Raw genomic sequence first — 23,537 nt, forward strand, 5'->3', positions numbered from 1 at the left:
TTAGGCATATCCATGAAGGTGCTTCCCTTTAAAATACCAAAACCACAGCATGAGGCACTGGTGTACCAAATTGACCGCGAACAGGTATTTTATGACCAGTTGCACCAACATGCGGAAATTCAGATCAGTTATGTGGAAAAAGGTGCCGGGACACTGATTGTAGGGGACAGCATCAATGAATACAAGGCTGGCGACATTCTGGTCATTGGTAGTTTTGTCCCTCATGTATTCCGAAGCGACACCCGAATCAAGGAAGAATCATTGATGCACACCTTGTTTTTTGACCAAGATTCCTTTGGAAAAGGATTCTTCCAACTGGCAGACCTTTCTTCCATTCAACAATTCTTTACAAAGGCGGAGTTTGGAATGCGCATCACTTCAAGACAAAGCAAGATCGTTCCATTGTTCCATGCGCTTTCAGCACAAAACAAAGTGGAGCAAATTGCATCCTTGCTGCTAATCATCGACCAAATCAATAAATCCAATACAGTGCCGCTTTCCGCTTTTGTATATCGCAAATCGTTCACGGATGACGAGGGCAAACGGATGAGCAAGGTCTACGACTATGCCATGGAACACTACAGAGAACCCATTAATTTGGAAGAAATTGCAGAAAAGGCCAACATGACGAAGAATGCGTTCTGTAGATACTTTAAAAAAAGGACCAACAAGACATTTTTCCAATTTTTAATCGAAATACGCATTGAAAATGCCTGTAAGCTCCTCTTAAAAAATCCCGAACGCTCCATTGCTTCGATTTCTGAACAGTGCGGTTTCAACAATATTGCCAACTTTAACCGCAAGTTCAAGGAATTCAAGCACTGCACGCCAACGCAATACCGCCATCAATTTTGACATATCTGGGCAAAGCACTTGGATGTCGGGCCGTTTATCCATAATTTCAATCCTACTAAGCCGCACAGCGTTTGTACACCATCATCGACATAGAGACCACGGGCAACGGAATCAAAGGCAACAAGATTACGGAGATTTCCATTTTTAAATATGACGGCAATCAAATTGTGGACGAATTCACATCCCTTGTCAACCCACAATGTCCTATCCCCTATTTTATCACGGGACTAACGGGCATCGATGACCACATGGTGCAAAATGCTCCCGTATTCCACGAGATTGCCGATGCGGTCCAACGCATTACCGAGGGGTGTATTTTTGTGGCGCACTCCGTCAATTTTGATTATGGCGTGATCAAGGAGGAATTTCGACAAATCGGGGTTGATTTTAACCGAAAGAAGCTGTGTACGGTAAGGCTGTCCCGAAAATTGATTCCCGGACTGCGTTCGTACAGCTTGGGAAAACTCTGCTCGGCCATACAGATTCCTTTGGTGGACCGGCACCGTGCCCGAGGTGATGCCCATGCCACCGTACTTTTGTTTGAGAAGTTGTTGGAACAGCCTGAGGCTGATACCATTTTCAAAAAGTTTTTGAACGCCAGAAGCCAAGAAGCTACCCTTCCACCCCATTTGCCCAAATCAGTATTTGACCGTATTCCCCAAAAACCGGGCATCTACTATTTTATGAATCAAAAAGGGGAGATTATTTATGTGGGAAAGGCTATCAACCTGAAAAAACGGGTGTTGGGCCATTTTTACGACAAGAGCCGAAAGGAAATCCAAATGTGCAGCGAGACGGCCAATATTGATTTCAAACTCGCAGGGAGCGAATTGGTCGCTCTTTTGATGGAATCCGCAGAAATCAAACGGTTGTTCCCACCTTATAACCGCGCCCAAAAAAGAATGGGCAAGCAGTACGCCATTTTTGCCTACGAAGATAGAAATGGGATTACCCACCTGGCCTACAATACCACCAAAGGGATACCAAACCCGTTAAAAATACTCCACAACCAAACGGAATGCCGGGCGTATTTGGAAGAGGTATGCAAGGTATTCTCGCTCTGTCCCCGTTACTGTCATTTGCAACAGACCGCATCGGCCTGTTCCCATCACGAAATAAATAGCTGCGAAGGTATCTGCAGGGGCGAGGAGAAAATAGACGCTTATAACCAAAAAGTCGAAGAGGCCATCGCCCACATGAAAATGCTCTCCTCGGAAATCAGGGTTATCCAAGAAAAAGGCCGAAACGAAAATGAACATGCCGTCATTTTGATTGCGGATGGCATTTACAAGGGTTTTGGTTTTGTCGATACCGAAACGCAGTTATCCAATCTTGAAGATGTGGAGGCTTTCATTACCCCACAAAAGCATACTTTGGAAACGGAAAGTATTTTGACGCAGTATTTTCTCAAACAAAACAAGAGTAAGGTGCTCGTGTAATCCTAAAGGCAGTTTATACTCCTGGCCTTAAAACGACTTTAAATTCGGCCGTATTCTTTAGCTTTTCGAAGCCTTGGTGCAAATCCGATTGTTTTACGGCATACGGGTAAAATGAAATCGGTTCGATACAGACCATGTTTCTTACCTCTGTCCAACACATAAAATGGCCGAAACCTTCGGTTTCGATGGTGATTCCCTTCTCATCTTTTAGTGTAACGGAGGAACAATCTGGAATTTGGAGCGCCCTACTCCCTACAGACAAAACTTCATCCAGTGAGATCTTTTTGCCATTTGCCAAAATAAACGGTGATTCCGTATGGAGTTTAAAGGCAGGATGGTACCCGAGCATAAACGGCATTCCCTCTTCACCGGTAATTTTGAAATTGATTTCCAGACTGGAATCGGTCAATAAATAAGTTTTCTCAAACCGAAAGTCATAAGGCCAGGTAAGGGCTTCTTCCGTAGATTTTTCGGGAAACTTGGAATTGTGTACCTCAGTGCCCGATTGGTATTGCTTCACAAAAGCGGCAGCGGTTTCTGTTTTTTCCGTCAGCTGATATTCCATTTGGCGTAAGTGCCCATGCTGGTCTTGAACCGCTTCGCCTTTCGGGGTTTTTACACGAAAACCAGCCTCGTTGACCGGGCCGATAATAGGAAACATTTCAGTATCGGCGCTGCTCCATCCCGGGCTTCCCTTTTGGTGGATAAATTCATGTCCATCCACTTGATAGCCCACGAGTTCGCCCGCGTCAATCTTTACGGTGGCGTTTTTGTTTTGTAGTATTACCATTAGTTAGTGTTGATCAATCGATAAATTAAGATGGCCGTGCGTTTGGTCAAAGCCTCGATGGTATTCAGGTTAACGGTCTCCTGCGGCGTATGTGCACCGGAGCCCATGGTTCCCAATCCGTCCAAACCATCTACATATTCAGCTACAAAAGATACGTCTGCCGCACCCCTTCTTCCAGGGTCATAAGCCAAGACCTCACCTTGATTTAAATCTAAACTCACCTGGTTCAAAGTACCCAATAGGGCAAGGTTTCCTTCCGTGGGCTGCATGGCAGGGTAGCTATCCGTAAAACTGATGGTGGCCGAGGTCTGTGGTAAATTGTTGGCCACGATTTCCCTCATTTTGGCTCTTGCCCGTTCTTTTTGTTCCTCCGATATAAATCGAAGCCCTCCCTTTACCACCGCTTTTTGGGCCACAACATTGGTTTTTCCAAAGGCATCGCCCTTGCTGGTCTTTTCATCAAAATTGACAAAGGTGCCTCCAAGCAAAACGCCAGGGTTGAAGGTCAGCAAATCTTCCCCTTTTACATCGGTATAAAATTGATGTAGGATTCGGGACATTTCAAAAATGGCACCGGCACCGGTTCGCTCGCTGAACACACCTGAGGAATGGGCCCGTTTTCCTTCCACTTCCACCGCCCAGCCCGAAGCTCCTCTTCGGGCCACGGTTGCATAGTTGAACCCTGTTGATGTTTCAAAGCCCAAGGCAATATCGCTTCGCTTGGCGGCATCGATCAAGTCTTTTCTACTTATCGACAAGGGTTTACCCGTACTTTCCTCATCCCCGGTAAAGGCCACAATAATTTGGGCATCATCCAACAATCCGTTATCCGAAAGTGCCTTGAGCGCATATAGCACGATGACATCCCCTCCCTTCATGTCATTTCCACCCGGGGCGTGGGCAACACTGTCGTTTACCATTTCAAAGGTCTGGAATGGACTGTCCTCTTCAAAAACGGTATCCAAGTGACCGATCAGCAATAACTTTTTTCCCTTGGTCCCGCTGGTTTCGGCAAAAAGATGACCTGCACGGTTCATTTCTGTTGGCATCTCTATCCATTTGGTCTCAAATCCAATATTATCAAAGGCATCCTTGAACACCATTCCCACTTCCTTAACCCCTTTGGCATTAAGGGTACCACTATTGATATTGACCACCTGCTCCAAGAAATCAATGGCCTCGGCATTGTTCTTTTCAATCGTGGAAACAATCTTTTTTTCGGTTCTGGAAAGTTTTTGAGCTGAAATGGAAGCTGTAAGCAATACAGCTATTAAAGTCATGTAATATTTGAAAATCATGGTTGGTTATTTTGTGCTACAAGGTATCAATTTAGAATGATAAATCATGATTCCTTCGCAACCCTACTCAAATTGAATGGCCTTTACCGGAGTAATTTTAGTGATGATGTAAGAGGGCACCAACAACATCAACAAGCAGAGCAACATCACTCCCAAATTCAAGAGTAAAATCGTAATCAAATCCATGTGCACAGGGATGTAATCGATATAATATTCTTCTGGGTTTGGGAATTTGAACATGCGGTACTTATCCTGCAGAAAGATGACGCCCAACCCAATCAGGTTGCCCCAAAATAGCCCAATGGCAATCAAATAGGCAGCGTTGTACAAAAACACCTTTCGGATGCTCCAGTTCGCAGATCCCAGAGCCTTAAGGATTCCGATCATTTGGGTACGTTCCAAAATCAGGACCAGCAGGGCAGTAATCATGTTGATGCCGCCTACAATAATCATAATCCCAATAATCAGGGCAATATTGAAATCAAAAAGGCCTATCCATTCAAAAATGCGGAAATACTTGTTTTTGATATTCTGCGTATCCAAAACGGATACCGTTTTCCCATAGATCTCATTGCTTTTTTCCTCCAACTGGTCAAAATCATCAATAAACACCTCAAAGTTTCCAATTTGATTCTCCTCCCATCGGTTCATCAATTGGATGTGACGGATATCCACAAACACATAGGTTTCATCAAATTCCTCAAAACCGCTATCATAGATGCCCACGATTTCGAACCTACGGTTGTTTGGGGGTTTGGAGGCATCGCCATCCCTCAGAAAAAAGGAAAAAAAGCTATCGCCCACCTTCAACCTCAGCCTATTGGCCATTAAACTGGATATAAGTACTTCCTCATTCAACTTACCGCTATAATCAGGTAACCTACCGTCCACCAAATATTCCTCAAAAGTGCTCCAATCGTAATCGGTACCCACTCCTTTGGCGAGCATGCCCTCAAAAGTATCTGCAGTTCGGATGATCCCACCTTTGGTGGCCACTGCCTGCACATGCTTTACCCCTTCCACATTTTTAAACTCAGGATAGAAATCTTGGGTGATGGAAATCGGGGTCAGGGAGACTTCGGAATTATTATTATCGAAATTGGAAATTTGGATATGGCCGTTGAAGGCAGCAACTTTTTCGCGAATTTTGTTCTTGAGGCCAACACCTGTGGCGATGGCAATGAGCATCATTACCACACCGATGGCGATCGCGGCGATGGCAATTTTTATTATCGGGGCGGAAATACTAATTTTATGTTCCTTCCCTGTCACCAGGCGTTTGGCTATAAACAATTCTAAATTCAACGAATGCCCATTTTATCTAAGTTCAAAAGTACAGTTTTATTGTTGTTTTTGGTGTTTTCCGCTTGCAAGGGACAACAAAAAGACACCGAGACCACCCCACTGGCCGAAACAGATGCACCAGCACCGATTGTCGTTGCCGCCAATAGGACAGCAGCTTACCTACCCCACTTACAAGGGAAAAACGTAGGCGTGGTGGCCAATCCGACCACTGTTGTCTTCCATAAAAAAGGATACACCCATTTGGTGGACTCCTTGCTCTCCTCCGGGATTCAAGTGAAAAAAGTCTTTGCCCCAGAACACGGATTTCGAGGTACGGCCGATGCAGGAGAGCATGTGAAAGATGGTGTGGACACCCAGACCGGGCTTCCCATTATCTCGCTTTATGGCAAAAACCGAAAACCTTCGGCCGAGCAATTAAGCGATTTGGACATTATTGTTTTTGATATTCAAGATGTGGGGGTTCGCTTTTACACTTACATTGCCACTTTGCAGTTGGTCATGGAGGCCTGCGCCGAAAACAACAAACCGATAATCGTTTTGGACCGACCCAATCCAAACGGACACTATGTGGATGGCCCCACGATGCTAAAGGAACATACCAGCTATTTGGGCATGAACACCATTCCTTTGGTATATGGGATGACCATGGGCGAATACGCCCAAATGCTCAACGGCGAGGGATGGTTGGAGAGTGGAAACAAAGCAGATTTGACCGTGATTCCGTTGGAGAACTACACCCATCAATCCGAGTATCAGCTCCCCATACGGCCTTCCCCCAATTTGCCCAATGATACGTCCATTAACCTATATCCGAGTTTGGGGCTATTCGAGGGCACTAATGTAAATGCTGGGCGCGGCACTGAATTTCAGTTCCAACGTTATGGCGCTTCGTTTATGGACAGTACCAAGTATGATTTTAGCTATGTCCCCGAACCCAACTTTGGGTCCAAATACCCCAAGGAGGAAGGTAAAACTTGCTATGGGCGTGATTTGTCCCATGTGCCACGAATGAGCGAAGTTTCCATGGAATGGATCATCGACGCCTACAAGAATACCTTGGACAAATCCAAATTCTTTTTAACGGACAGATTTACTAAACACGCTGGAACACCGCTCTTACAACAACAGATTGAGCAGGGCATGACCAATGATGAAATAAAGGCCACTTGGCAGGATGATTTGGCCCGCTTCAAGAAAATTCGGGAAAAGTATTTGATTTATGATTAATCTTTGAAAAGTTTGAGCTGTTCGGTTATTTGTATTTGGTTGATAGGTGAAGGGGGAAAAATCAATGGCAAAAGGTTCTCGACTGCGCTCGAACTGACAATTGGCAACTGTTAATGTTTGCTTGTTGTCTGATGTCTTTTTTATTGAATCTCGACTTTGACTTTTGGAGGATTTGGTTATTTGTTAATGGTTAACTTCTTAATGCCCACTTATTTTAAGACACCTTATCCCTCCGTTGTAGGCCTTCTATATTTATGAAAAGGTTGTTTTAGCAGTCCTTTGATGCTACTGTTTTCTTTTTCATCAGGAAACGTATCGACTCCATAAACGATATTTTTGGGGTCCATGGACATATAAGTACCGAACAATCGGTCCCAAATGGAGAAAATATTCCCGTAATTGGAATCGGTATAGGGCAATTGATAATGGTGATGCACTTTGTGCATGTCCGGGCTCACGATAATCCAACTTAGCGCGTTGTCCACCTTTCTCGGCAAACGGATATTGGCATGGTTGAATTGTGAAAACACCACCGACAAACTCTGGTACAGCATGATGATGCCAATAGGCGCACCAACTATGATAACCCCTACCAAGGTAAAGAAATAACGAATCAAACTTTCCAATGGATGGTGGCGGTTGGCCGTTGTGGTATCCACATTATGGTCGGAATGATGTACCAAATGGACCATCCAAAGGGGTTTTACCTTGTGCTCTACCCAATGTGCTGTGTAAGCCCCTATCAAATCCAAAAACATGACCCCTAGTACCACATAAAGCCAAAGTGGCATCTCCGGCAGCCAATTGATAATACCAAAATCGTTGGCAACCGCCCAATCCGATGACTTGAGCAGCAAGAACGCCAGCGGAAAGTTCACGATGATCGTGGTCATTGTAAAAAAGAAATTGGGAACCGAATGCCTCCATTTTTTGTAGGGCACGTTGAACAAGGGTACAATTCCTTCCAAAATCCAGAAAAAAGTTATTCCTCCCACCAAGATCAAACTACGGTGCCAGGAAGGAATGGTCTCGAAATATGAAATAAGCTGCTCCATATTCCCAAATATAATAAATCGTCAAAATTTTATTGCCTTTTTCATTTCCTCCACGATGTTAAAGGCCGCTGGGCAGATTGCTACATTCTTTAAGGTGAGATTGGAGATTTGCTGGAACTTTTTTCTATCCGTATGTGGAAACTCTCTGCAGGCCTTGGGGCGAACATCGTAAATGGAACAGTAATTGTCCTCGCCCAAAAATGTACAGGGCACAGACTGAAGCACGTAGTCATTCTCCTCATCGACTCGTAAAAAGGCATCGATAAATTGGGAAGGCTTCATCCTAAAATGTTTGGCAATGCGTTCAATATCCGCGTTGGTGAACAAGGGGCCTGTGGTCTTGCAACAATTGGCACAAGAAAGACAGTCCGTTCGCTCGAATTCGGCATCATGCAGTTGTTGCATAGTGTAGTCCAAATCCTTGGGAGGGCGTTTTTTTAACTTGGCAAAGAATTTTTTATTCTCGGAATGCTTTTCCCTAGCTTTTTGGGGCAATTCCCGGAGTTGTTCATCCATAATGCACAAACTTATCCATTTTAAACCTTTCTATCCAATTAAAGTCACACCTTTGCAAAAACATTCCCCATATGGCCGACATTTTTGGAAAGGCATTGCAGGATTATCAAAAAGGGCAATACACCGAGGATATCAAAACCTACTCCTCTTTGGATGAGGAGGACGTCATCCCTTTGCCCTATTTGTTCCGAACATTTAATGAAATGCCCCAAATTGAGCAAAAAGCGTTGCAATTGGCACGCGGAAAAGTGTTGGATGTAGGGGCGGGTGCAGGAAGTCATTCACTCTACCTACAGAACAAAGGATTGGAGGTAACTGCTTTGGATGGTTCCAAAGGCTGTATCGAAGTCTGCCAAGCACGTGGGGTAGAATCAACCATATGCAGTCCTATTTTGGATTATTCCGAAGAAAGATATGACACCCTCCTTTTACTGATGAACGGTATAGGATTGGCGGGCCAACTCAAAAATTTGAGTGGCTTTTTTCAGCATTTGGCCTCATTATTGCGGCCTAATGGTCAAATATTACTGGACTCCAGCGATATCATTTACATGTTTGAACAGGATGAAGATGGTGGCTATTGGATTCCCAATGATGGGACTTATTATGGTGAAGTCCAATTTGAAATGGAATATAAGGGGCAAAAAAGTGAACCTTTTGATTGGGTTTACGTAGATTTTGATACCTTGCAAAACGCCTGCGAGTCAAATGGTTTCAATTGCGAGCTTGTAATTTCCGGCGAGCATTTCGACTATTTAGCAAAGCTGACCTTAAAAACATAATAGATTCCGGCAAGGAACGTTTTTTGTTTATACTGATTGCTATGAAAAAAATTGCGCTATACACTTTGTTTGGCCTTGGGTTACTTATGGGTTGCTCCAAGGATTCGACCCCGACATCCACGGATTCCAACGCCAATCTTAGGGCGGGAAACCTGTTATCCACAGGTGCTTCGGCCAGGGACTTACTTTCCAACGACGTTTACGATAAACTTTTGATCGAAATTGATTACGTAACCGGGTTCGCCCCAACCGCAGAGGCTATCGCCAATTTTGAAGAATTTTTAAGGCATCACACCTTTAAGGAAGATATTGAATTTATTTATACCTCATTAGCTTCTCCCAATGAACAAAGCCTGACCCTGGATGAGGTGGTAGAGCTGGAAAGGGAGAATAGGGACGAATACAACAGCGGGTCTACCATTACCGTACACATTTATTTTGCCGATGCACCTGCCGAAACCGATGACGAAGAAAACAATCTAGTGACCCTTGGTGCGGTGTACCGGAACACCTCCATGGTCGTTTATGAATCCACCATCCAAGAGATTGCCAATAGCAGTACAGCTGTCAGCACCGAAGATGTGGAAACAGCGACTTTGATACATGAATTCGGGCATTTGTTCGGCTTGGTGAACCTTTCTACACAGTCGGTGAACGACCACGAAGAGACCACCGTTAATGAGGAAGGTATGGAAGAAGGCAATAACCATTGTAATGTTGATGGCTGTTTGATGCGTTCCGAACTGGAATTTGGTTCTTCTTTATTGAAGCAAATGGAAAGCAATGCGTCCAAAGGACTGGCTACCATTCCCAACTTGGATGCTGAATGCATTTTGGACCTTCAGAAATACGGAGGACGTTAATCTTGAACTTTTAAGGGATGTTCAAGTATTTGTGGGTCTGCAAGGACACTTTCCATTTAGGATGTTTCATGACATAATCCACAATAAGCGGCATAATTTTGTCCCGCACGCTCCATTCGGGTTGTAGATACAGGATGCAATCCTCACTCACTTGTGCAGCTTGTTCTTCGGCAAAGATAAAATCGTGCTTGTTATAAACGATTACCTTGAGTTCATGGGCTTTTTTGTGGATGTCGCCCACTGGTAATTTGTTCTTTTTCGGGGACAAGCAAATCCAATCCCAAACCCCGGTCAACGGATAAGCACCAGAGGTTTCGATATGGATGTTCATGTTCTTGGCCTTCAATCCTTCTGTTAGCGGTCCCATATCCCAAGTGAGCGGTTCCCCGCCGGTAATCACTATGGTATTGGAATACTTTTCGGCATTGGCCACAATGCTATCAATATGCGTTGGTGGATGGGTTTCGGCGTTCCAACTTTCTTTTACGTCGCACCAATGGCATCCTACATCACAGCCACCTACCCTTATAAAATAAGCGGCTGCTCCTTTGTGGAAGCCCTCTCCTTGAATGGTGTAAAACTCTTCCATCAAAGGCAGCATGAGGCCCTTTTCTACCAAATCCATCACGTTTTCTTCAACCATGGTGCAAAGATACTACGAAGAAATTGTATGATCGTGAAACTTGGCAATTATTGCTTCAAGGTAAAGTGTCCCTTTTTAAGATGCACCTTGCCATTTACATCCCTAAGTTCCAATGCATACCAATAATCGGATGGGGGCATTGGTTGACCATCAAAAAAGCCGTTCCAGCCAGCCACCAAAGGGTTGGTTTGGGCGAGCAATCGACCATAGCGATCAAACACATAAAAAGTGCCTTGCTCATAAAATGCCGAGGTGACCCCTAAAATTTTCACCGTATCGTTGATGCCATCATTATTTGGGGTCAGGAATTTGGAGACACCAATAACACCAACGCTGATTTCATCCATGCCACAACCGTTCAAATCCATGGCATATAAGGTATGGAGCCCGGGGGTTACATTGGTGAAAACACCTTCCTCTTGCACATTGTTAGGGTCATCCAAGGCAAAAACATATTCCCCAATACCCAATTGTCCTTCCTGATGATTCACAATTATGGTTCCCGTTTCACCGTCATCCTCAACTTGAATAAATTGAGGTGACAAGGAAGGAGGTCCAGATTCGGTCACTTGAAACGATTGCCGCTCTCCCACACAACCTGATTCCGAGGTGGCGATAACACTATACATTCCTTGTTTTGAAATACGTATCCTCGCTGTTGTTCCGACCACCTGACCTGCTTCATTGAACCACTCGTACGTGTAATCGCCGTTGGCAGCAAATGGTTCCACCAATACGCTCTCTCCGGTACAATAGATATAGTCGTCCTCCACAGAAAAGGACGGAATGGGATTTACGCGGAGCACTACGTTTGGACCCACGCCAAAGCAAGTCCCCGAAGTATTGTCCTCTACCCTTACAAAGAGTGTTTCGGCAAAAGTTGTGGCATTGGTATAATTATCACTTTGAGAAATCGCATTCCTGCTGAGGTAAGCATCATACTCACTGACATAAAACGAGACGGACAGATTTTGATTTGTGGGAAACTCCGAAAGAATGGCATCACTAGCCTCTTGCAAGTCAAAGGAGGCGATACCGTCCATTGCTCCTTCATCACATTTTTCTTGTTCAAATACGTAATTCGCAGGCAAAGAGGTAGTACTTTCCTCCAAAAATATCCTTCCGACCGAATAACAGAAATCGCCTGTCCCCTCCACCCGAAAAAACACCTCATTAGCAGTGGAAATACTAAACATTTCGTCATCCAAAGGGTTGGTGTTGTTTTCTGCATCATTTTCCGAAAGATGGAATGTTATGGTATAATTATCGGAATTCGCGATTATCAAGCTGTTGTATTGTGGCAGATTGAAAAATACATCTTGTCCGGAACCACAATTGGCCACCGTAAAATCACTGTTCACCTGTGGTTTAATTTGCACCTGGGCATCAACTGGAATACGTTCGCCGTTGAGGCATCCATCGTATGAAGCTATCGCATAAAACGTGGTGCTGGAAGTTATGTCGGCAGTAAAAATATTGCCTGTGGCCACAGGGTTGCCACCTGTTGGCTCATCAAACCAAACTACCTCTCCCAAAGTTGGCTCTGCGCTCAGCGTTATGGTTCCGGCACCGCAAATAACCGCAGGGTTCGTAGTGAAGATTTTTGGAGTAGTTATTTTGGTACTTGCCGAAAGTGTTAACGTCGGATCTCCGGGCATCCCACCATATTCCACGATATATCCCTTAGGTTGATAATCGCCAGTGGGATCACCGGTTGTGGACAAATCGTTCCACGACCCTGTGATTCCAACTCCCGGAGCGGTGATATGCGCGTAGTCCTCATCGTTAAGATTGTTAGGTTCATTGGTGTTCCAAAAGGCAAAATTTGGAGAAGTGCCATTAGCATCTCCGTTCCAAAAAACAGTTCCTGCCTCTGGCCCGGTGGCCCATCTCCAAACCCCTTCGTTCACACTGTCCGTTCCGCCAATCCAACCTGTTCCAGATGCCTGCTCTCCCGTAAGTTGGGCCTCCGCATCGGAGGTAATAGTGGCCAAATAGCCTTGGAGTCCAAAAAAGCTCCTATTTTCTGCCGCTGCCCTAGCATCGTCCCATCGTATACCAAAGGCTTCAATGTATTCATAATAATGCCCCGTTTCGGGCAAATAGTTGGCACTACCTATCGTAAATGAAAAGAACTTTTCTTCGGTTGGCGATGTGGAACTGCTCTCGAAAACTACATCGCTTACCGCGGCAATTAAATCCACATAGGCAACTGCACCCCCTGATACCCCGGCAAGTGTGAGCTTTCCTTCCTGACTGTTCCATGTTGCTGCCACATTTGGATGATTGTTTTCCAAACGTAAGGTATCCAATCCTCGTTCATAGCCCGTTGATATCTGAATATAAAAAGCGTCTATTTCCGTATCGTCCGGATCTGTAATTGTGAATGCAGTCGCAACCGGAATTGAAGTCAGCGGACAATAAATTTGGTCACCCGTTGCATTTACCTCAGGGGCCACATTGGTCTGGGAGCACAGCACATATGGAACAAAACATAGGAAACAGATGAAAAGACCTAGCTCTCTTTTGGTTTCCTTAGAGATATGTTTTAAAAAATAGCGTTCCAGCATTCCTTAATTTCTGAATCCATGAAGATATTTACAGTTTAAGGAATGGCTTCAATTTTAAAGCCGATTGCCCCATATCTTCGATAAATCAATGGTACCACTTATTTTACGGCAATCACATCAATTTCGATTTGCCCATTGGCAGCAATGTCCTTTGCGGCAAAGGTGGTCCGGGCCGGTTTTCGGGTGAAGTATTGGGTATAAATTTCATTGAAGGCCGAAAAATCTTCGATATTCGCTAAAATGACCGTGCATTTTACCACGTTGTCCAAGGTCATACCATGCTGGGCCAAGACCTCCGAAATATTTTGAATCGCCTGTTGGGTCTCCGCCTGAATCCCTCCGGAAACCAAAGTACGTGTGCTGTGGTCCATACCTATTTGTCCGGCCAAAAAATACAGGTTTCCTGCCTGCACCACATCGCTAAAAGGAGCACTTTGCTTTTTGGGCTCGTGTGATGGGTGAAAAATCAATTCAGTATCTTCTTGTGCACAAGCGGTTGAGAAAGAGCCTCCCAACAGAAAAATCAAAATAACATATCGAAAAGGTTTCATAATCCAGTTTTTAGTTTTGCTTAAAATTACCCTATTTTTATCGGAAATTGAACAGCATGGGCAACAAAGAACGGTTCATCGAACATATCGACCAAGGGTACGCCACCAAAGGTGATTTTATCACCGTGGGCGCCGGAATGCTCGATGGGGAAACCATGACCAACGCATTTGTCAAGATTCCGCTCAAAACCATGAATCGCCATGGACTTATTGCAGGGGCTACGGGTACAGGAAAGACCAAAACCTTGCAGGTATTGGCCGAAAATCTGTCTGACAAAGGCATACCCGTACTGCTGATGGACCTTAAAGGTGACCTTAGTGGTATAGCCCAACCAAGTCCCGGACACCCCAAAATCGATGAACGCCATGCAAAAATTGGACTCCCGTTCGAAGCCAAGGGGTTTCCTGTTGAAATTTTATCGCTCTCCGAGCAAAATGGTGTCCGCCTGAGGGCCACGGTCTCTGAATTTGGACCTGTACTGCTTTCACGGATTCTAGACCTGAGCGTTACCCAAGAAGGTATTGTTGCCGTGGTATTCAAATATTGTGACGATAACAAGCTACCGCTTTTAGATCTTAAGGACTTCAAAAAAGTGCTGCAGTACGCCACGGGAGAAGGCAAGGATGAGTTTCAAAAAGCATACGGTCGCATTTCCACAAGCTCCACGGGAACTATTTTAAGGAAAATCATAGAGTTGGAACAACAGGGTGCCGACCTCTTTTTTGGGGAGAAGTCCTTTGATGTGGACGATTTGGTGCGCATTGATGAAAATGGCAGAGGGTACATCAATATTATCCGTTTGACCGATATTCAAGACCGACCCAAACTATTTTCCACCTTTATGCTAAGTCTTTTAGCAGAGATATACTCCACCTTCCCGGAGCAGGGCGACAGTGAACGCCCCGAGTTGGTATTGTTCATTGATGAGGCCCATTTGATTTTTGACAATGCCAGCAAAGCACTGCTCGATCAAATTGAAAGCATCGTAAAACTGATACGTTCCAAAGGAATCGGGCTTTACTTTGTGACCCAAAATCCCACCGATGTGCCGGACGATGTGCTGGCCCAGTTGGGACTCAAAATCCAACATGCACTGAGGGCTTTTACGGCAAAGGACCGAAAAGCCATCAAACTAACGGCCCAAAATTATCCCATCACGGAATTTTACGATACCGCCGAAGTACTGACATCGCTGGGAACCGGGGAAGCATTGGTTTCCGCCCTGGACGAAAAAGGCCGACCCACACCATTGGCCGCCACGATGATGCGTGCGCCCATGAGCCGCATGGATATTTTGACCGATGGGGAAATCAAAGAAGTTTTGGACAATTCCAAGCTCATCAAAAAATACAACGAGGAAATCGACCGCGAAAGTGCTTACGAAATCCTGACGGAAAAAATTGAAAGGGCCGAAAAAGAGGCCGAGAAAGAAAAAGAAGAAAAAAGAACAACCCGAAGCTCTTCGAGCAGGCGCAGTACCCGTATGAACCCGGTTGTGAAAGTCTTGACCAGTGCCACATTTATACGTGGAGTTCTGGGCGTTCTAAAAAAAGTGATCCGATAGCTAATTATATGAAAAAGAGAAATTGGGCCTTTGCCCTCATCTGTGGTTTGGCCGTAATGCAATCGTGCCAAAAGGATACCGCATTCCTGATTACCGAAACCAGTGTTGGTCCCTTGACCAATACCTCCAAAGTGAGTGAACTCGAAACCATTTTTGTACAAGATTCCGTTGTGGGAGATGCCGCCCAGATCAATCTGGGGGCTTCACCAAAAAAAGTCGATATTTTTGAGAAAGGTGGCAAACATTTGTTGACCCTTACCGCAAATTCGGACAGTATCCCTACCGTGGAAAATGTAAGGATTATGGATCCACGCTACACTTCAGAAAATGGTATTGGACTGAAAAGCACTTTTAAGGATATCCAGGATGCCTATGAAATCAAGAAAATCGTGACCACCCTAAATAGCGTTGTGGTTTTCCCGAAGGGAAGTAACCTTTACTTTACCATCGACAAAGAGGAACTGCCCGAAAGTTTACGCTTTTCTACGGCATCCATTGAAGCCGTGCAGATTCCCGATGATGCCAAAATCAAATATTTGATGTTGGGCTGGGAGTAGCCCCCAAATTGTTTTAATGAAAAAACTACTGAACAAAGCGATTCCCTTGGTTTATGGGCAATATCTTAATGCCTATACCCTAGTTGCGCCAAAAAAGGGAGCCGAAACGGCTTTCCATATTTTTTGTACCGTACGGAAGGGGCGGATATCACCTGAACAGGCAGCTTATTTGGACAACCATAAACTTTCTGTTGAGAAAGTAGCTGGACACAACATCCAATCCTACCACTGGCCCGGGAACAAGGAAACGGTTTTATTGGTCCATGGCTGGGAGAGCAACACCTTCCGGTGGCGGAACCTCATCAAAAAACTGAGGGAAGCGGATTTTAACATTATTGCTTTCGATGCACCGTCGCATGGCTATTCCTCAGGGAAACATCTCTATGTTCCGTTGTACGAAGAGGCACTCAACCACATGGTTAAAAAATACCAGCCGAAACATCTTATCGGACACTCTGTGGGTGGGATGACCATTGTGTACAACCAATACAAAAATCCGAGCGATCAAGTAGAAAAATTGGTCACCATTGGTTCTCCGTCCGAATTCCATGAGATCATGGCCCATTTTCAAGACCTATTAAAGTTTAACAATCGGGTGATGAAACACTTGGATGCGTATGTGCAACAACGTTTTGGTTTTAAAATTGATGAGTTTTCCACCTCACAATTTGCACGTTCCCTTAGCAAGAAAGGCTTGCTGTTCCATGACAGGTACGACAAGATTACGCCTTACCACGCATCGGTTGCAGTCAACAAAAATTGGCAAGAGAGCCAATTGATAAGTACCGAAGGTCTCGGTCATTCCATGCACCAAGACGATGTAAACGATCAAATTGTATCATTTTTGGAAGCTTGATAAACTTGTCCTAATTTTCAGAAAAAATAGACCATGCAGAACATAACCCCCTTTCATGTTGCCGTTCCAGTACATAATCTTCAAGAATGCCGAACTTTTTATCGGGATGTCCTCGGTTGTGAAGAAGGTAGAAGTGCGGAACAATGGGTAGATTTTAACTTTTTTGGCCATCAATTTGTCATTCACTACAAACCCAAATCCGAAGAAGACACCCATACCAACCCTGTTGATGGCAAAAACGTACCGGTGCCGCACTATGGCGTAGTGCTGCCATGGGATACCTTCCAATCCTTTTCCAAAGAATTGATTGAGAAGGGCATCGATTTTGTGATTGAGCCCTACATTCGGTTCAAAGGGGAACCTGGAGAACAGGCCACCATGTTCTTTTTAGACCCTGCGGGAAACGCACTGGAGTTTAAGGCTTTTAAAGATATGGGGCAATTGTTTGCCAAATGATCTAGGCCAAATTCAATCCCTTTCTTCGGACCCATAAAAAGGCAAAAATCATATTGGGCACCCAGCAAAGCCAAGAAACAATTTTGTAAGCTACTAGGAATTCCCCAAAAATCACGATGAGGATGGGCAACCAAATACGCAATGTTACGGCGGCGAAACAAGCTGCGTAGCTATAGATCATCATACCTTGGTGCAGCGCCAAATCCTTGTTTTTGATGGCGATGTAGGCGCGGGTTGTGGTAAAGAGCCAAATCAGTGCAAGGCTACAAAAGCCGATGGAGGACACCCAACCACCCGTGGCATAAAAACCCAAATAGAGTCCACACAAACCACTCAGGATGGCCGTAATTACATATATCTTTCCAAGGTTTCGATGGAGTTGCAGCCGTTTGGAGCGTAACGTTTTAATGAACTGGGACCATCCTACCAGCAGGGCTATTCCACCAAAACTGATATGGCCGTAAAAGGCCACTTTCCAAACTGAACTAGCCCTTATTGCATCTGATTTGTTCAGCAACAGACCAAAATCATCGGAAGCAAAAATGTATACCAATGGATACAGGCCAATCCCGATGGCCAGAAAAATAAAAACAATCCATGCTACCTTATTTCTTGTAGTTTGGGCCATACTTCGCTTTTTACCACGAAGTAAGTTATCGATATTTTGAACACAAAAACAAGAATTTTGATCCTAAATCGTTATAAGTGTATCGATTAGAACATAAAGTCGAACCCAAATCTTATCCGTATGAAGACAATTTTACTTTTGGTCACCCTTATTTTTTCGGCCATGGCCGTATCGAGTTGCACCAATGACGAGGGTGACACCGAATTCGAGTACATCAATCCCGAAGAGGAGCAACAAACAACGCCTTTAAAAACTGAAGTGGAACAGGAAAAGGTAAACTAAACCTTATGAGTGACGCTCTCGTGCGAGCAAGGTGTTCTTGAGCAACATGGCAATGGTCATAGGGCCTACTCCGCCGGGCACGGGTGTGATGTAGGACGCCTTTTTGCTCACTTCTTCGTAATCCACGTCACCAGTGATGTAGTATCCTTTTTCTTTGGTATCATCCGGTACACGGGTAATTCCAACGTCAATGATGGTTACCCCTTCCTTGACCATATCCGCTTTTAAAAACTTGGGAACTCCTAGGGCAGAGATAACAATATCAGCCTGAAGTGTCAACTCTTTAAGGTTTTTGGTCCTGCTATGGGCAAGTGTCACTGTGGAATTCCCTGGGTTTCCTTTTTGGCTCATCAAAATACTGATGGGCCGTCCCACAATATGGCTTCTCCCGATTACAACGGTATGCTTGCCTTCGGTATCCACCTTATAGCGCTTCAACAATTCCATGATGCCGAACGGGGTTGCTGAAATGAAGGTTTCCATATCCAAGGCCATTTTTCCGAAATTCATGGGGTGGAATCCATCAACATCCTTGTCGGGATCAACGGCCATCAATACTTTTTCTTCATCAATATGTTTGGGCAGGGGCAATTGCACAATATACCCATCGATTGCAGGGTCGTTGTTCAATTGGTTCACTTGCTTTAGCAACTCTTCTTCTGTAGTCTCTTCCGGAAGATGGATGAGGGTAGACTCAAAACCTATTTTTTTACAGGAACGCACTTTACTGCCCACGTAGGTGAGGCTGGCACCATCGTTACCTACCAGCACAGCGGCCAAATGGGGGACTTTTTCGCCCCGCTCTTTCATTTGGGCCACCTCAACGGTGATTTCTTCTTTGATTTGGTTTGATATTTTCTTTCCGTCAAGGATTTCCATGGGTTGCTTTGTTGGTTTGTTATGCTGAAAAGGGTTATCTCATATTCTGCATCATCTGCATCATCTTCTTGCCTCCGCCGCCTTGCATCATCTTCATCATCTTGCTCATTTGGTTGAACTGCTTGAGCAATTGGTTTACTTCTTGAATGGAGGTTCCGCTACCTGCGGCTATCCGTTTTTTACGGCTGGCATTAAGCATGGCCGGAGTAGAACGTTCTTCGGGGGTCATGGAATGGATAATGGCCTCGATATGTTTGAATGCGTCATCATCAATATCCAATCCTTTGAGGGCCTTTCCAGCTCCGGGAATCATGCCCATCAAATCCTTCATGTTCCCCATTTTTTTGATCTGCTGAATTTGGCTCAGGAAATCATCAAAACCGAACTTATTTTTGGCTATTTTCTTCTGGATTTTGCGCGCTTGTTCCTCATCGAACTGTTCTTGTGCACGCTCCACCAAGGAAACCACATCTCCCATTCCGAGGATACGGTCGGCCATACGCGAGGGATGGAACACATCGATGGCCTCCATTTTTTCACCCGTACCGATAAATTTGATGGGCTTGTCCACCACGGATTTGATGGAAATAGCGGCTCCACCACGGGTATCACCGTCCAATTTGGTAAGGATGACCCCATCAAAATTCAAGACATCGTTAAAGGCCTTGGCCGTGTTAACGGCATCCTGACCTGTCATGGAGTCCACCACGAACAGGGTTTCCTGTGGTTGTATGGCCTTGTGGATGTTGGATATCTCGGTCATCATCTGCTCATCCACAGCCAATCGACCTGCGGTATCGATGATTACCACATTGCAACCCTTGGTTTTGGCATGGGCTATACCTGCCTTGGCAATGGCCACGGGGTTGTTGTTGTCGTGATCGGAGTAGACCTCCACTCCTATCTGCTCCCCAACCACATGCAACTGATCTATCGCAGCGGGGCGGTACACATCACAGGCCACCAAAAGCGGCTTTTTGGTTTTCTTGTTCTTGAGGTAATTGGCAAGTTTACCGGAAAAAGTGGTTTTACCCGATCCCTGCAAACCGGACATTAGGATTACGGATGGGTTACCAGAAAGGTCTATTCCCTCGGCTTCTCCACCCATCAATTCGGTAAGCTCATCCTTCACCAATTTGACCATAAGCTGGCCAGGTTGAAGGGAAGACAGTACATTTTGTCCCAGTGCCTTCTCTTTGACCGTATTGGTAAACTCCTTGGCTATCTTAAAATTGACATCGGCATCCAGCAAAGCTCGTCGAACTTCCTTAAGGGTCTCTGCCACATTGATTTCGGTAATTTGTCCGTGACCTTTGAGGACGTGTAATGCCTTATCTAACTTTTCGCTTAAATTATCGAACATAAGTTCTTTGTTTTAAAGAGGGACAAATTTAAGAATAATCCAATAGAAAAAGGACGGCTTTGGGGAGAGCCGTCCTTCTTTTGAAAAAAGATTGGGGAAAAATATTTAATTCTTTTCGAAAACCAATTTGTCGGTTCCGCCGTTTCCTCCACTTTCATCGATCAATTCGATTCTCACAGCAGAGTATTTGACTATATCCCAATCGTCTGTCAAATCGGCAAAATCGGCCGGTGCACTAAAAGCAATATTGAAATCCACATCACTATCATCTGGACTGTCATCATCCCCATCATCGTCGGAATCGGAAATGGACCACGTGCCATTGATATCAGTGGTACCGTTGCTAGCCACTAATGTGCCATCGTTATTAAAGGTAAAGGTGTAGCCATTAAAATGGTCCGTTTCATCCTTATCATCGAAATAATAGGTAATGGTCCATGACCCACTTGCGGCTATTCCTGTAAGTTCAGTGACCTGGGCTGCCGATATATTGGTAAGGACATCATCATCGTTGTTGTTTTCGCAGCTCACAAAAATCATGAACAATAGAACCGTTGTCAGTTTTAAAATTGAGGTTTTCATATAAAAGTGATTGAATAAAAATTTAGTGTTCTCGTTTTATGCCGGGTTTATGGTTTTTCGAATACCAGGGTATCAATAGTTCCATCGCCACTCTCATCCGTTAGCTCGATACGGGTGGAAGTTATGGAAACTACCTTCCAGTCGTCTGTCAATTCCGATAGGTCGTCCATTGTGTCAAAGTTGATAAAGAACTTTAGTCCTTCTTCGGAATCCCTAAGCACTCTCCAAAGACCTGTGGCCTGTGGGTCAGCGTTGATGGAGACCTCAACTTGGTGCATTTCGCCAAAATTAAAGTCCATTCCAGCGAAAGAAGCCGTCATATCGGTACTGCCTTCTTTGTAGAGGGCCACATTCCATGGTCCGTCCAAGGCGATTCCTCTGATTTCGACCACATCGCCGTCGTCCGCACTATCGTTACACTCTTTCAACAATACCATTTCGTGGTCAGTATCATCGATTTCAAACTCCAATCGGGACTGTAGCATTTTACGAATGGGCCATTCAAAGCTCACTCCGGGTTCGTCTCCAATGGTAATCATTAGGGAAAGTTGCAACTGACTGTTCAAACCAGTTTCCCAGGTACCTTGTTTGGTATCTACCCCGTTGCTCAAGGTTACAGCGCCACCAGCGGCAAATTCAAATTCGTATCCCAAGAGTCTTTCTATTTCCTCACCTTGGTTCTCCACATCCTTAATAATCCATTTACATTCGTTGAGCAGAGCTATAAAAGCCTCCCTGTCGATTGGATTGGAATCCTCCAAATCACATCTCTCTTTCAATATGATCTTGTTCTCATCGTCTTGATAAAGTTTGATTCTGTCATCATCCAATTCGTAAACAATAGCGTCGATGGTGAAATCTGGGAAATCTTCAAAGTCAAGGCTCAGCATTACACCATTTTCGGTGGTACTGGTGCTCCATGTTCCCATGATTTCATCGGCGGTAAAGGTGGTGAAGTAAACTGTACCATCTGCGGAGAAGGTCAACAGACGCTCAATGTACTGTTCTGTATTGTCCACACTGTTTCGGATGACCTGCCTCACCTGCAATGGGCATTCCAGTAGCAGTTCGTCCAACTCGGATTCTGTAAAGTCGTCGTCGTTATAATCATCGTCATCGTCCTCATCACACTGGTTTTTGGCCATTTCGAGGGCTGCGGCCAAGGCTGCGTTATTTTCGATCACCACTTGGGTTCCGTCAAACTTAATAAGGGTAATGGGAAATTCGATGCTGATCAAATCATCATCATCCAGTTCGTCAAAGAATCGCTTCATATCGCGATCGCTCTCAATGTTCACTTGACCTGACTGTTGGTTGTCCACACCAAAGGTGAAGAGCGTAATGGGATATACAAAATCGATACATTCAATATCGTCATCGTCACCTCCTTCAAGACACTCACGGGCATACTGCTCCAATTGATCTTGATTTTCTATGGTGATTTCACTGAAATCGGAAAGGGTGATGGTAATGGGGAAGAAGATATCAAGAATATCATCGTCGTCGTCCAATTCATCAAAGATTTCTTCGATCAAATCCAAATCTTCCCTGGAATCGATGGTTATTTCCACTCCGTTCACATTTACGGTATATGGAAATTGTACGGCGAAGCAACTGGCGCCATCCACGATATTGTCATAAGAACCATCATTGGAAGAGGTCTTCTGAATCAAATCGGCGGTAGTGGAGCTGGCGGAAATAGTCTCGCTCTGTGTCCCTCCTCCTACTTCTTCATATTCTTCTTGGCAGGCCGTAAAACCAAGAACAAGGATTACAAGTAATGTACGCAACAAGTTGTTTGTCAACTTTTTCATAACAAATCAATTTTGGGGTTATAATTCAACCTTAAAACAACCATCAAAAAGAAAACCCTACTTTTTCTTTAAATTTTTCAAATATATTTGACCAACAAACAATTTTCCCGCTATGAGCAACGTCTGCGAGGACCATATTTTCAGTGAAGTGTTCAAGGCCCATTCCAAAACGGTCTTTAATTATATATTTTACAAATTTGGGAACGAAGAAAAGGCCCATGATGCCGTTCAAGAAGCCTTTGTAAAGTTATGGGAGAATTGTGCCAAGGTAAGTCCGGAAAAAGCCAAATCCTTCGTTTACACTGTGGCCAACAATCTATACCTAAATGTAATCAAAGCGGAAAAGGTAAGACTCAAACATGCGGACAGCCTTGTTAGGGACCGTACCAACGAGTCGCCCGAATTTTTAATGGAGGAAAAGGAATACCAGAAAAAATTGGACGATGCACTACATGCCCTTCCAGAAAATCAGCGTACCACTTTTTTGCTCAACCGCATCGATGGAAAAAAATATGCGGAAATCGCCGAAATGGAAGGGGTAAGTGTAAAAGCCATTGAAAAAAGAATGCATTTGGCCCTTAAAAGTTTGCGGGAACATATAGACGGGATCTAGCAGGTGATTATTTTTAAGGTGGTAAGGTAGGGTATTTTAATAGGTAGT

Annotated in this window: 24 protein-coding genes; 11 read left to right on the plus strand and 13 right to left on the minus strand. The window is 44.6% G+C overall.

Annotated features, from left to right (window positions below):
• Nucleotides 1–12 precede the first annotated feature (12 nt).
• Nucleotides 13–855, plus strand: a complete 843-nt coding sequence (locus tag ABNE31_RS16365; protein ID WP_293287154.1) for an AraC family transcriptional regulator — start codon at nt 13–15, stop codon at nt 853–855.
• A 71-nt stretch (nt 856–926) separates the two neighbouring features.
• Nucleotides 927–2,294: an exonuclease domain-containing protein gene (locus ABNE31_RS16370; protein WP_293287152.1), complete on the plus strand. Its 1,368-nt coding sequence runs from the start codon at nt 927–929 to the stop codon at nt 2,292–2,294.
• 13 nt (nt 2,295–2,307) lie between these two features.
• Here ABNE31_RS16370 and ABNE31_RS16375 read toward each other — a convergent pair whose 3' ends face one another.
• The 3 genes from ABNE31_RS16375 to ABNE31_RS16385 form a co-directional block, all read right to left on the minus strand.
• Nucleotides 2,308–3,084 carry an aldose 1-epimerase gene (locus ABNE31_RS16375; protein ID WP_293287150.1) on the minus strand — a complete coding sequence of 259 codons (777 nt, stop codon included), beginning with the start codon at nt 3,082–3,084 and terminating at the stop codon, nt 2,308–2,310.
• Nucleotides 3,084–4,382, minus strand: coding sequence for a M20/M25/M40 family metallo-hydrolase (locus ABNE31_RS16380; RefSeq protein ID WP_293287148.1), 1,299 nt, complete (start codon nt 4,380–4,382; stop codon nt 3,084–3,086). The genes ABNE31_RS16375 and ABNE31_RS16380 overlap by 1 nt, the downstream gene beginning before the upstream one ends.
• Nucleotides 4,383–4,445: 63 nt before the next feature.
• A complete protein-coding gene (locus ABNE31_RS16385) occupies nt 4,446–5,687 on the minus strand; it encodes an FtsX-like permease family protein (protein ID WP_293287146.1) in 1,242 nt (413 codons plus the stop codon).
• Nucleotides 5,688–5,690: 3 nt separating this feature from the next.
• Here ABNE31_RS16385 and ABNE31_RS16390 point away from each other — a divergent pair, with 3 nt between their 5' ends.
• Nucleotides 5,691–6,914, plus strand: a complete 1,224-nt coding sequence (locus ABNE31_RS16390; RefSeq protein ID WP_293287144.1) for a DUF1343 domain-containing protein — start codon at nt 5,691–5,693, stop codon at nt 6,912–6,914.
• A gap of 224 nt (nt 6,915–7,138) precedes the next feature.
• Here the strand turns inward: ABNE31_RS16390 and ABNE31_RS16395 are convergent, their stop codons facing one another.
• On the minus strand, nt 7,139–7,969 hold the full coding sequence (locus ABNE31_RS16395) for a sterol desaturase family protein (protein WP_293287142.1): 831 nt from the start codon (nt 7,967–7,969) through the stop codon (nt 7,139–7,141).
• 21 nt (nt 7,970–7,990) lie between these two features.
• Nucleotides 7,991–8,485, minus strand: a complete 495-nt coding sequence (locus ABNE31_RS16400; RefSeq protein WP_293282891.1) for a YkgJ family cysteine cluster protein — start codon at nt 8,483–8,485, stop codon at nt 7,991–7,993.
• Nucleotides 8,486–8,556: 71 nt separating this feature from the next.
• Here ABNE31_RS16400 and ABNE31_RS16405 point away from each other — a divergent pair, with 71 nt between their 5' ends.
• Nucleotides 8,557–9,267 (plus strand): class I SAM-dependent methyltransferase, encoded by a 711-nt coding sequence (locus tag ABNE31_RS16405; protein WP_293287140.1) that lies wholly within the window; start codon nt 8,557–8,559, stop codon nt 9,265–9,267.
• A gap of 41 nt (nt 9,268–9,308) precedes the next feature.
• Nucleotides 9,309–10,130, plus strand: a complete 822-nt coding sequence (locus ABNE31_RS16410; RefSeq protein ID WP_293287138.1) for a hypothetical protein — start codon at nt 9,309–9,311, stop codon at nt 10,128–10,130.
• Nucleotides 10,131–10,140: 10 nt separating this feature from the next.
• Here ABNE31_RS16410 and ABNE31_RS16415 read toward each other — a convergent pair whose 3' ends face one another.
• The 3 genes from ABNE31_RS16415 to ABNE31_RS16425 form a co-directional block, all read right to left on the minus strand.
• Nucleotides 10,141–10,773, minus strand: a complete 633-nt coding sequence (locus ABNE31_RS16415; protein ID WP_293287136.1) for a 7-carboxy-7-deazaguanine synthase QueE — start codon at nt 10,771–10,773, stop codon at nt 10,141–10,143.
• A gap of 47 nt (nt 10,774–10,820) precedes the next feature.
• Nucleotides 10,821–13,343, minus strand: coding sequence for a T9SS type B sorting domain-containing protein (locus ABNE31_RS16420; RefSeq protein WP_293287134.1), 2,523 nt, complete (start codon nt 13,341–13,343; stop codon nt 10,821–10,823).
• Between the two features lie 98 nt (nt 13,344–13,441).
• Nucleotides 13,442–13,894 (minus strand): Rid family detoxifying hydrolase, encoded by a 453-nt coding sequence (locus ABNE31_RS16425; RefSeq protein ID WP_293287132.1) that lies wholly within the window; start codon nt 13,892–13,894, stop codon nt 13,442–13,444.
• Nucleotides 13,895–13,950: 56 nt separating this feature from the next.
• Here ABNE31_RS16425 and ABNE31_RS16430 point away from each other — a divergent pair, with 56 nt between their 5' ends.
• From ABNE31_RS16430 to ABNE31_RS16445, 4 genes are read left to right on the plus strand one after another with little or no spacing between them, the layout of a single operon-like run.
• A complete protein-coding gene (locus ABNE31_RS16430; protein ID WP_293287130.1) occupies nt 13,951–15,459 on the plus strand; it encodes a helicase HerA-like domain-containing protein in 1,509 nt (502 codons plus the stop codon).
• An 8-nt stretch (nt 15,460–15,467) separates the two neighbouring features.
• Entirely contained in the window at nt 15,468–16,016 is a 549-nt protein-coding gene (locus tag ABNE31_RS16435) for a hypothetical protein (RefSeq protein WP_293287128.1), read from the plus strand.
• Between the two features lie 16 nt (nt 16,017–16,032).
• Complete coding sequence (locus ABNE31_RS16440; RefSeq protein WP_349351890.1) at nt 16,033–16,872, plus strand: alpha/beta hydrolase; 840 nt, start codon at nt 16,033–16,035, stop codon at nt 16,870–16,872.
• A 33-nt stretch (nt 16,873–16,905) separates the two neighbouring features.
• Entirely contained in the window at nt 16,906–17,328 is a 423-nt protein-coding gene (locus tag ABNE31_RS16445) for a VOC family protein (protein ID WP_293282872.1), read from the plus strand.
• 1 nt (nt 17,329) lies between these two features.
• Here ABNE31_RS16445 and ABNE31_RS16450 read toward each other — a convergent pair whose 3' ends face one another.
• A complete protein-coding gene (locus tag ABNE31_RS16450) occupies nt 17,330–17,956 on the minus strand; it encodes a DUF2306 domain-containing protein (protein WP_293287124.1) in 627 nt (208 codons plus the stop codon).
• 120 nt (nt 17,957–18,076) lie between these two features.
• Here ABNE31_RS16450 and ABNE31_RS16455 point away from each other — a divergent pair, with 120 nt between their 5' ends.
• The gene (locus ABNE31_RS16455) at nt 18,077–18,238 is read left to right on the plus strand and encodes a hypothetical protein (RefSeq protein WP_179384449.1); all 162 of its coding nucleotides are present in this window, start codon (nt 18,077–18,079) and stop codon (nt 18,236–18,238) included.
• A gap of 3 nt (nt 18,239–18,241) precedes the next feature.
• Here the strand turns inward: ABNE31_RS16455 and folD are convergent, their stop codons facing one another.
• The 4 genes from folD to ABNE31_RS16475 all read right to left on the minus strand — a co-directional run bounded on the left by folD (nt 18,242) and on the right by ABNE31_RS16475 (nt 22,876).
• The gene (folD, locus tag ABNE31_RS16460) at nt 18,242–19,117 is read right to left on the minus strand and encodes a bifunctional methylenetetrahydrofolate dehydrogenase/methenyltetrahydrofolate cyclohydrolase FolD (RefSeq protein WP_293282868.1); all 876 of its coding nucleotides are present in this window, start codon (nt 19,115–19,117) and stop codon (nt 18,242–18,244) included.
• Between the two features lie 34 nt (nt 19,118–19,151).
• Nucleotides 19,152–20,480 (minus strand): signal recognition particle protein, encoded by a 1,329-nt coding sequence (ffh, locus tag ABNE31_RS16465; protein WP_293287122.1) that lies wholly within the window; start codon nt 20,478–20,480, stop codon nt 19,152–19,154.
• A gap of 105 nt (nt 20,481–20,585) precedes the next feature.
• Nucleotides 20,586–21,062: a hypothetical protein gene (locus tag ABNE31_RS16470; protein ID WP_293287120.1), complete on the minus strand. Its 477-nt coding sequence runs from the start codon at nt 21,060–21,062 to the stop codon at nt 20,586–20,588.
• Nucleotides 21,063–21,109: 47 nt separating this feature from the next.
• Nucleotides 21,110–22,876 carry a hypothetical protein gene (locus ABNE31_RS16475; protein WP_293287118.1) on the minus strand — a complete coding sequence of 589 codons (1,767 nt, stop codon included), beginning with the start codon at nt 22,874–22,876 and terminating at the stop codon, nt 21,110–21,112.
• Nucleotides 22,877–22,988: 112 nt separating this feature from the next.
• Here ABNE31_RS16475 and ABNE31_RS16480 point away from each other — a divergent pair, with 112 nt between their 5' ends.
• Entirely contained in the window at nt 22,989–23,489 is a 501-nt protein-coding gene (locus tag ABNE31_RS16480) for a sigma-70 family RNA polymerase sigma factor (RefSeq protein ID WP_293287116.1), read from the plus strand.
• Nucleotides 23,490–23,537: the final 48 nt, after the last annotated feature.

The organism is Flagellimonas sp. MMG031 (assembly GCF_040112705.1).
In the GTDB taxonomy this organism is placed as follows: domain Bacteria; phylum Bacteroidota; class Bacteroidia; order Flavobacteriales; family Flavobacteriaceae; genus Flagellimonas.

What these genes read in the sequence shown, in the direction of transcription:
- ABNE31_RS16365 (WP_293287154.1), top strand. Translation starts at nt 13, where the DNA reads ATGAAGGTGCTTCCCTTTAAAATACCAAAACCACAGCATGAGGCACTG.
- ABNE31_RS16375 (WP_293287150.1), bottom strand. Translation starts at nt 3,084, where the DNA reads ATGGTAATACTACAAAACAAAAACGCCACCGTAAAGATTGACGCGGGC.
- ABNE31_RS16380 (WP_293287148.1), bottom strand. Translation starts at nt 4,382, where the DNA reads ATGATTTTCAAATATTACATGACTTTAATAGCTGTATTGCTTACAGCT.
- ABNE31_RS16390 (WP_293287144.1), top strand. Translation starts at nt 5,691, where the DNA reads ATGCCCATTTTATCTAAGTTCAAAAGTACAGTTTTATTGTTGTTTTTG.
- ABNE31_RS16395 (WP_293287142.1), bottom strand. Translation starts at nt 7,969, where the DNA reads ATGGAGCAGCTTATTTCATATTTCGAGACCATTCCTTCCTGGCACCGT.
- ABNE31_RS16400 (WP_293282891.1), bottom strand. Translation starts at nt 8,485, where the DNA reads ATGGATGAACAACTCCGGGAATTGCCCCAAAAAGCTAGGGAAAAGCAT.
- ABNE31_RS16405 (WP_293287140.1), top strand. Translation starts at nt 8,557, where the DNA reads ATGGCCGACATTTTTGGAAAGGCATTGCAGGATTATCAAAAAGGGCAA.
- ABNE31_RS16410 (WP_293287138.1), top strand. Translation starts at nt 9,309, where the DNA reads ATGAAAAAAATTGCGCTATACACTTTGTTTGGCCTTGGGTTACTTATG.
- ABNE31_RS16415 (WP_293287136.1), bottom strand. Translation starts at nt 10,773, where the DNA reads ATGGTTGAAGAAAACGTGATGGATTTGGTAGAAAAGGGCCTCATGCTG.
- ABNE31_RS16420 (WP_293287134.1), bottom strand. Translation starts at nt 13,343, where the DNA reads ATGCTGGAACGCTATTTTTTAAAACATATCTCTAAGGAAACCAAAAGA.
- ABNE31_RS16425 (WP_293287132.1), bottom strand. Translation starts at nt 13,894, where the DNA reads ATGAAACCTTTTCGATATGTTATTTTGATTTTTCTGTTGGGAGGCTCT.
- ABNE31_RS16430 (WP_293287130.1), top strand. Translation starts at nt 13,951, where the DNA reads ATGGGCAACAAAGAACGGTTCATCGAACATATCGACCAAGGGTACGCC.
- ABNE31_RS16435 (WP_293287128.1), top strand. Translation starts at nt 15,468, where the DNA reads ATGAAAAAGAGAAATTGGGCCTTTGCCCTCATCTGTGGTTTGGCCGTA.
- ABNE31_RS16440 (WP_349351890.1), top strand. Translation starts at nt 16,033, where the DNA reads ATGAAAAAACTACTGAACAAAGCGATTCCCTTGGTTTATGGGCAATAT.
- ABNE31_RS16445 (WP_293282872.1), top strand. Translation starts at nt 16,906, where the DNA reads ATGCAGAACATAACCCCCTTTCATGTTGCCGTTCCAGTACATAATCTT.
- ABNE31_RS16450 (WP_293287124.1), bottom strand. Translation starts at nt 17,956, where the DNA reads ATGGCCCAAACTACAAGAAATAAGGTAGCATGGATTGTTTTTATTTTT.
- ABNE31_RS16455 (WP_179384449.1), top strand. Translation starts at nt 18,077, where the DNA reads ATGAAGACAATTTTACTTTTGGTCACCCTTATTTTTTCGGCCATGGCC.
- folD (WP_293282868.1), bottom strand. Translation starts at nt 19,117, where the DNA reads ATGGAAATCCTTGACGGAAAGAAAATATCAAACCAAATCAAAGAAGAA.
- ffh (WP_293287122.1), bottom strand. Translation starts at nt 20,480, where the DNA reads ATGTTCGATAATTTAAGCGAAAAGTTAGATAAGGCATTACACGTCCTC.
- ABNE31_RS16470 (WP_293287120.1), bottom strand. Translation starts at nt 21,062, where the DNA reads ATGAAAACCTCAATTTTAAAACTGACAACGGTTCTATTGTTCATGATT.
- ABNE31_RS16475 (WP_293287118.1), bottom strand. Translation starts at nt 22,876, where the DNA reads ATGAAAAAGTTGACAAACAACTTGTTGCGTACATTACTTGTAATCCTT.
- ABNE31_RS16480 (WP_293287116.1), top strand. Translation starts at nt 22,989, where the DNA reads ATGAGCAACGTCTGCGAGGACCATATTTTCAGTGAAGTGTTCAAGGCC.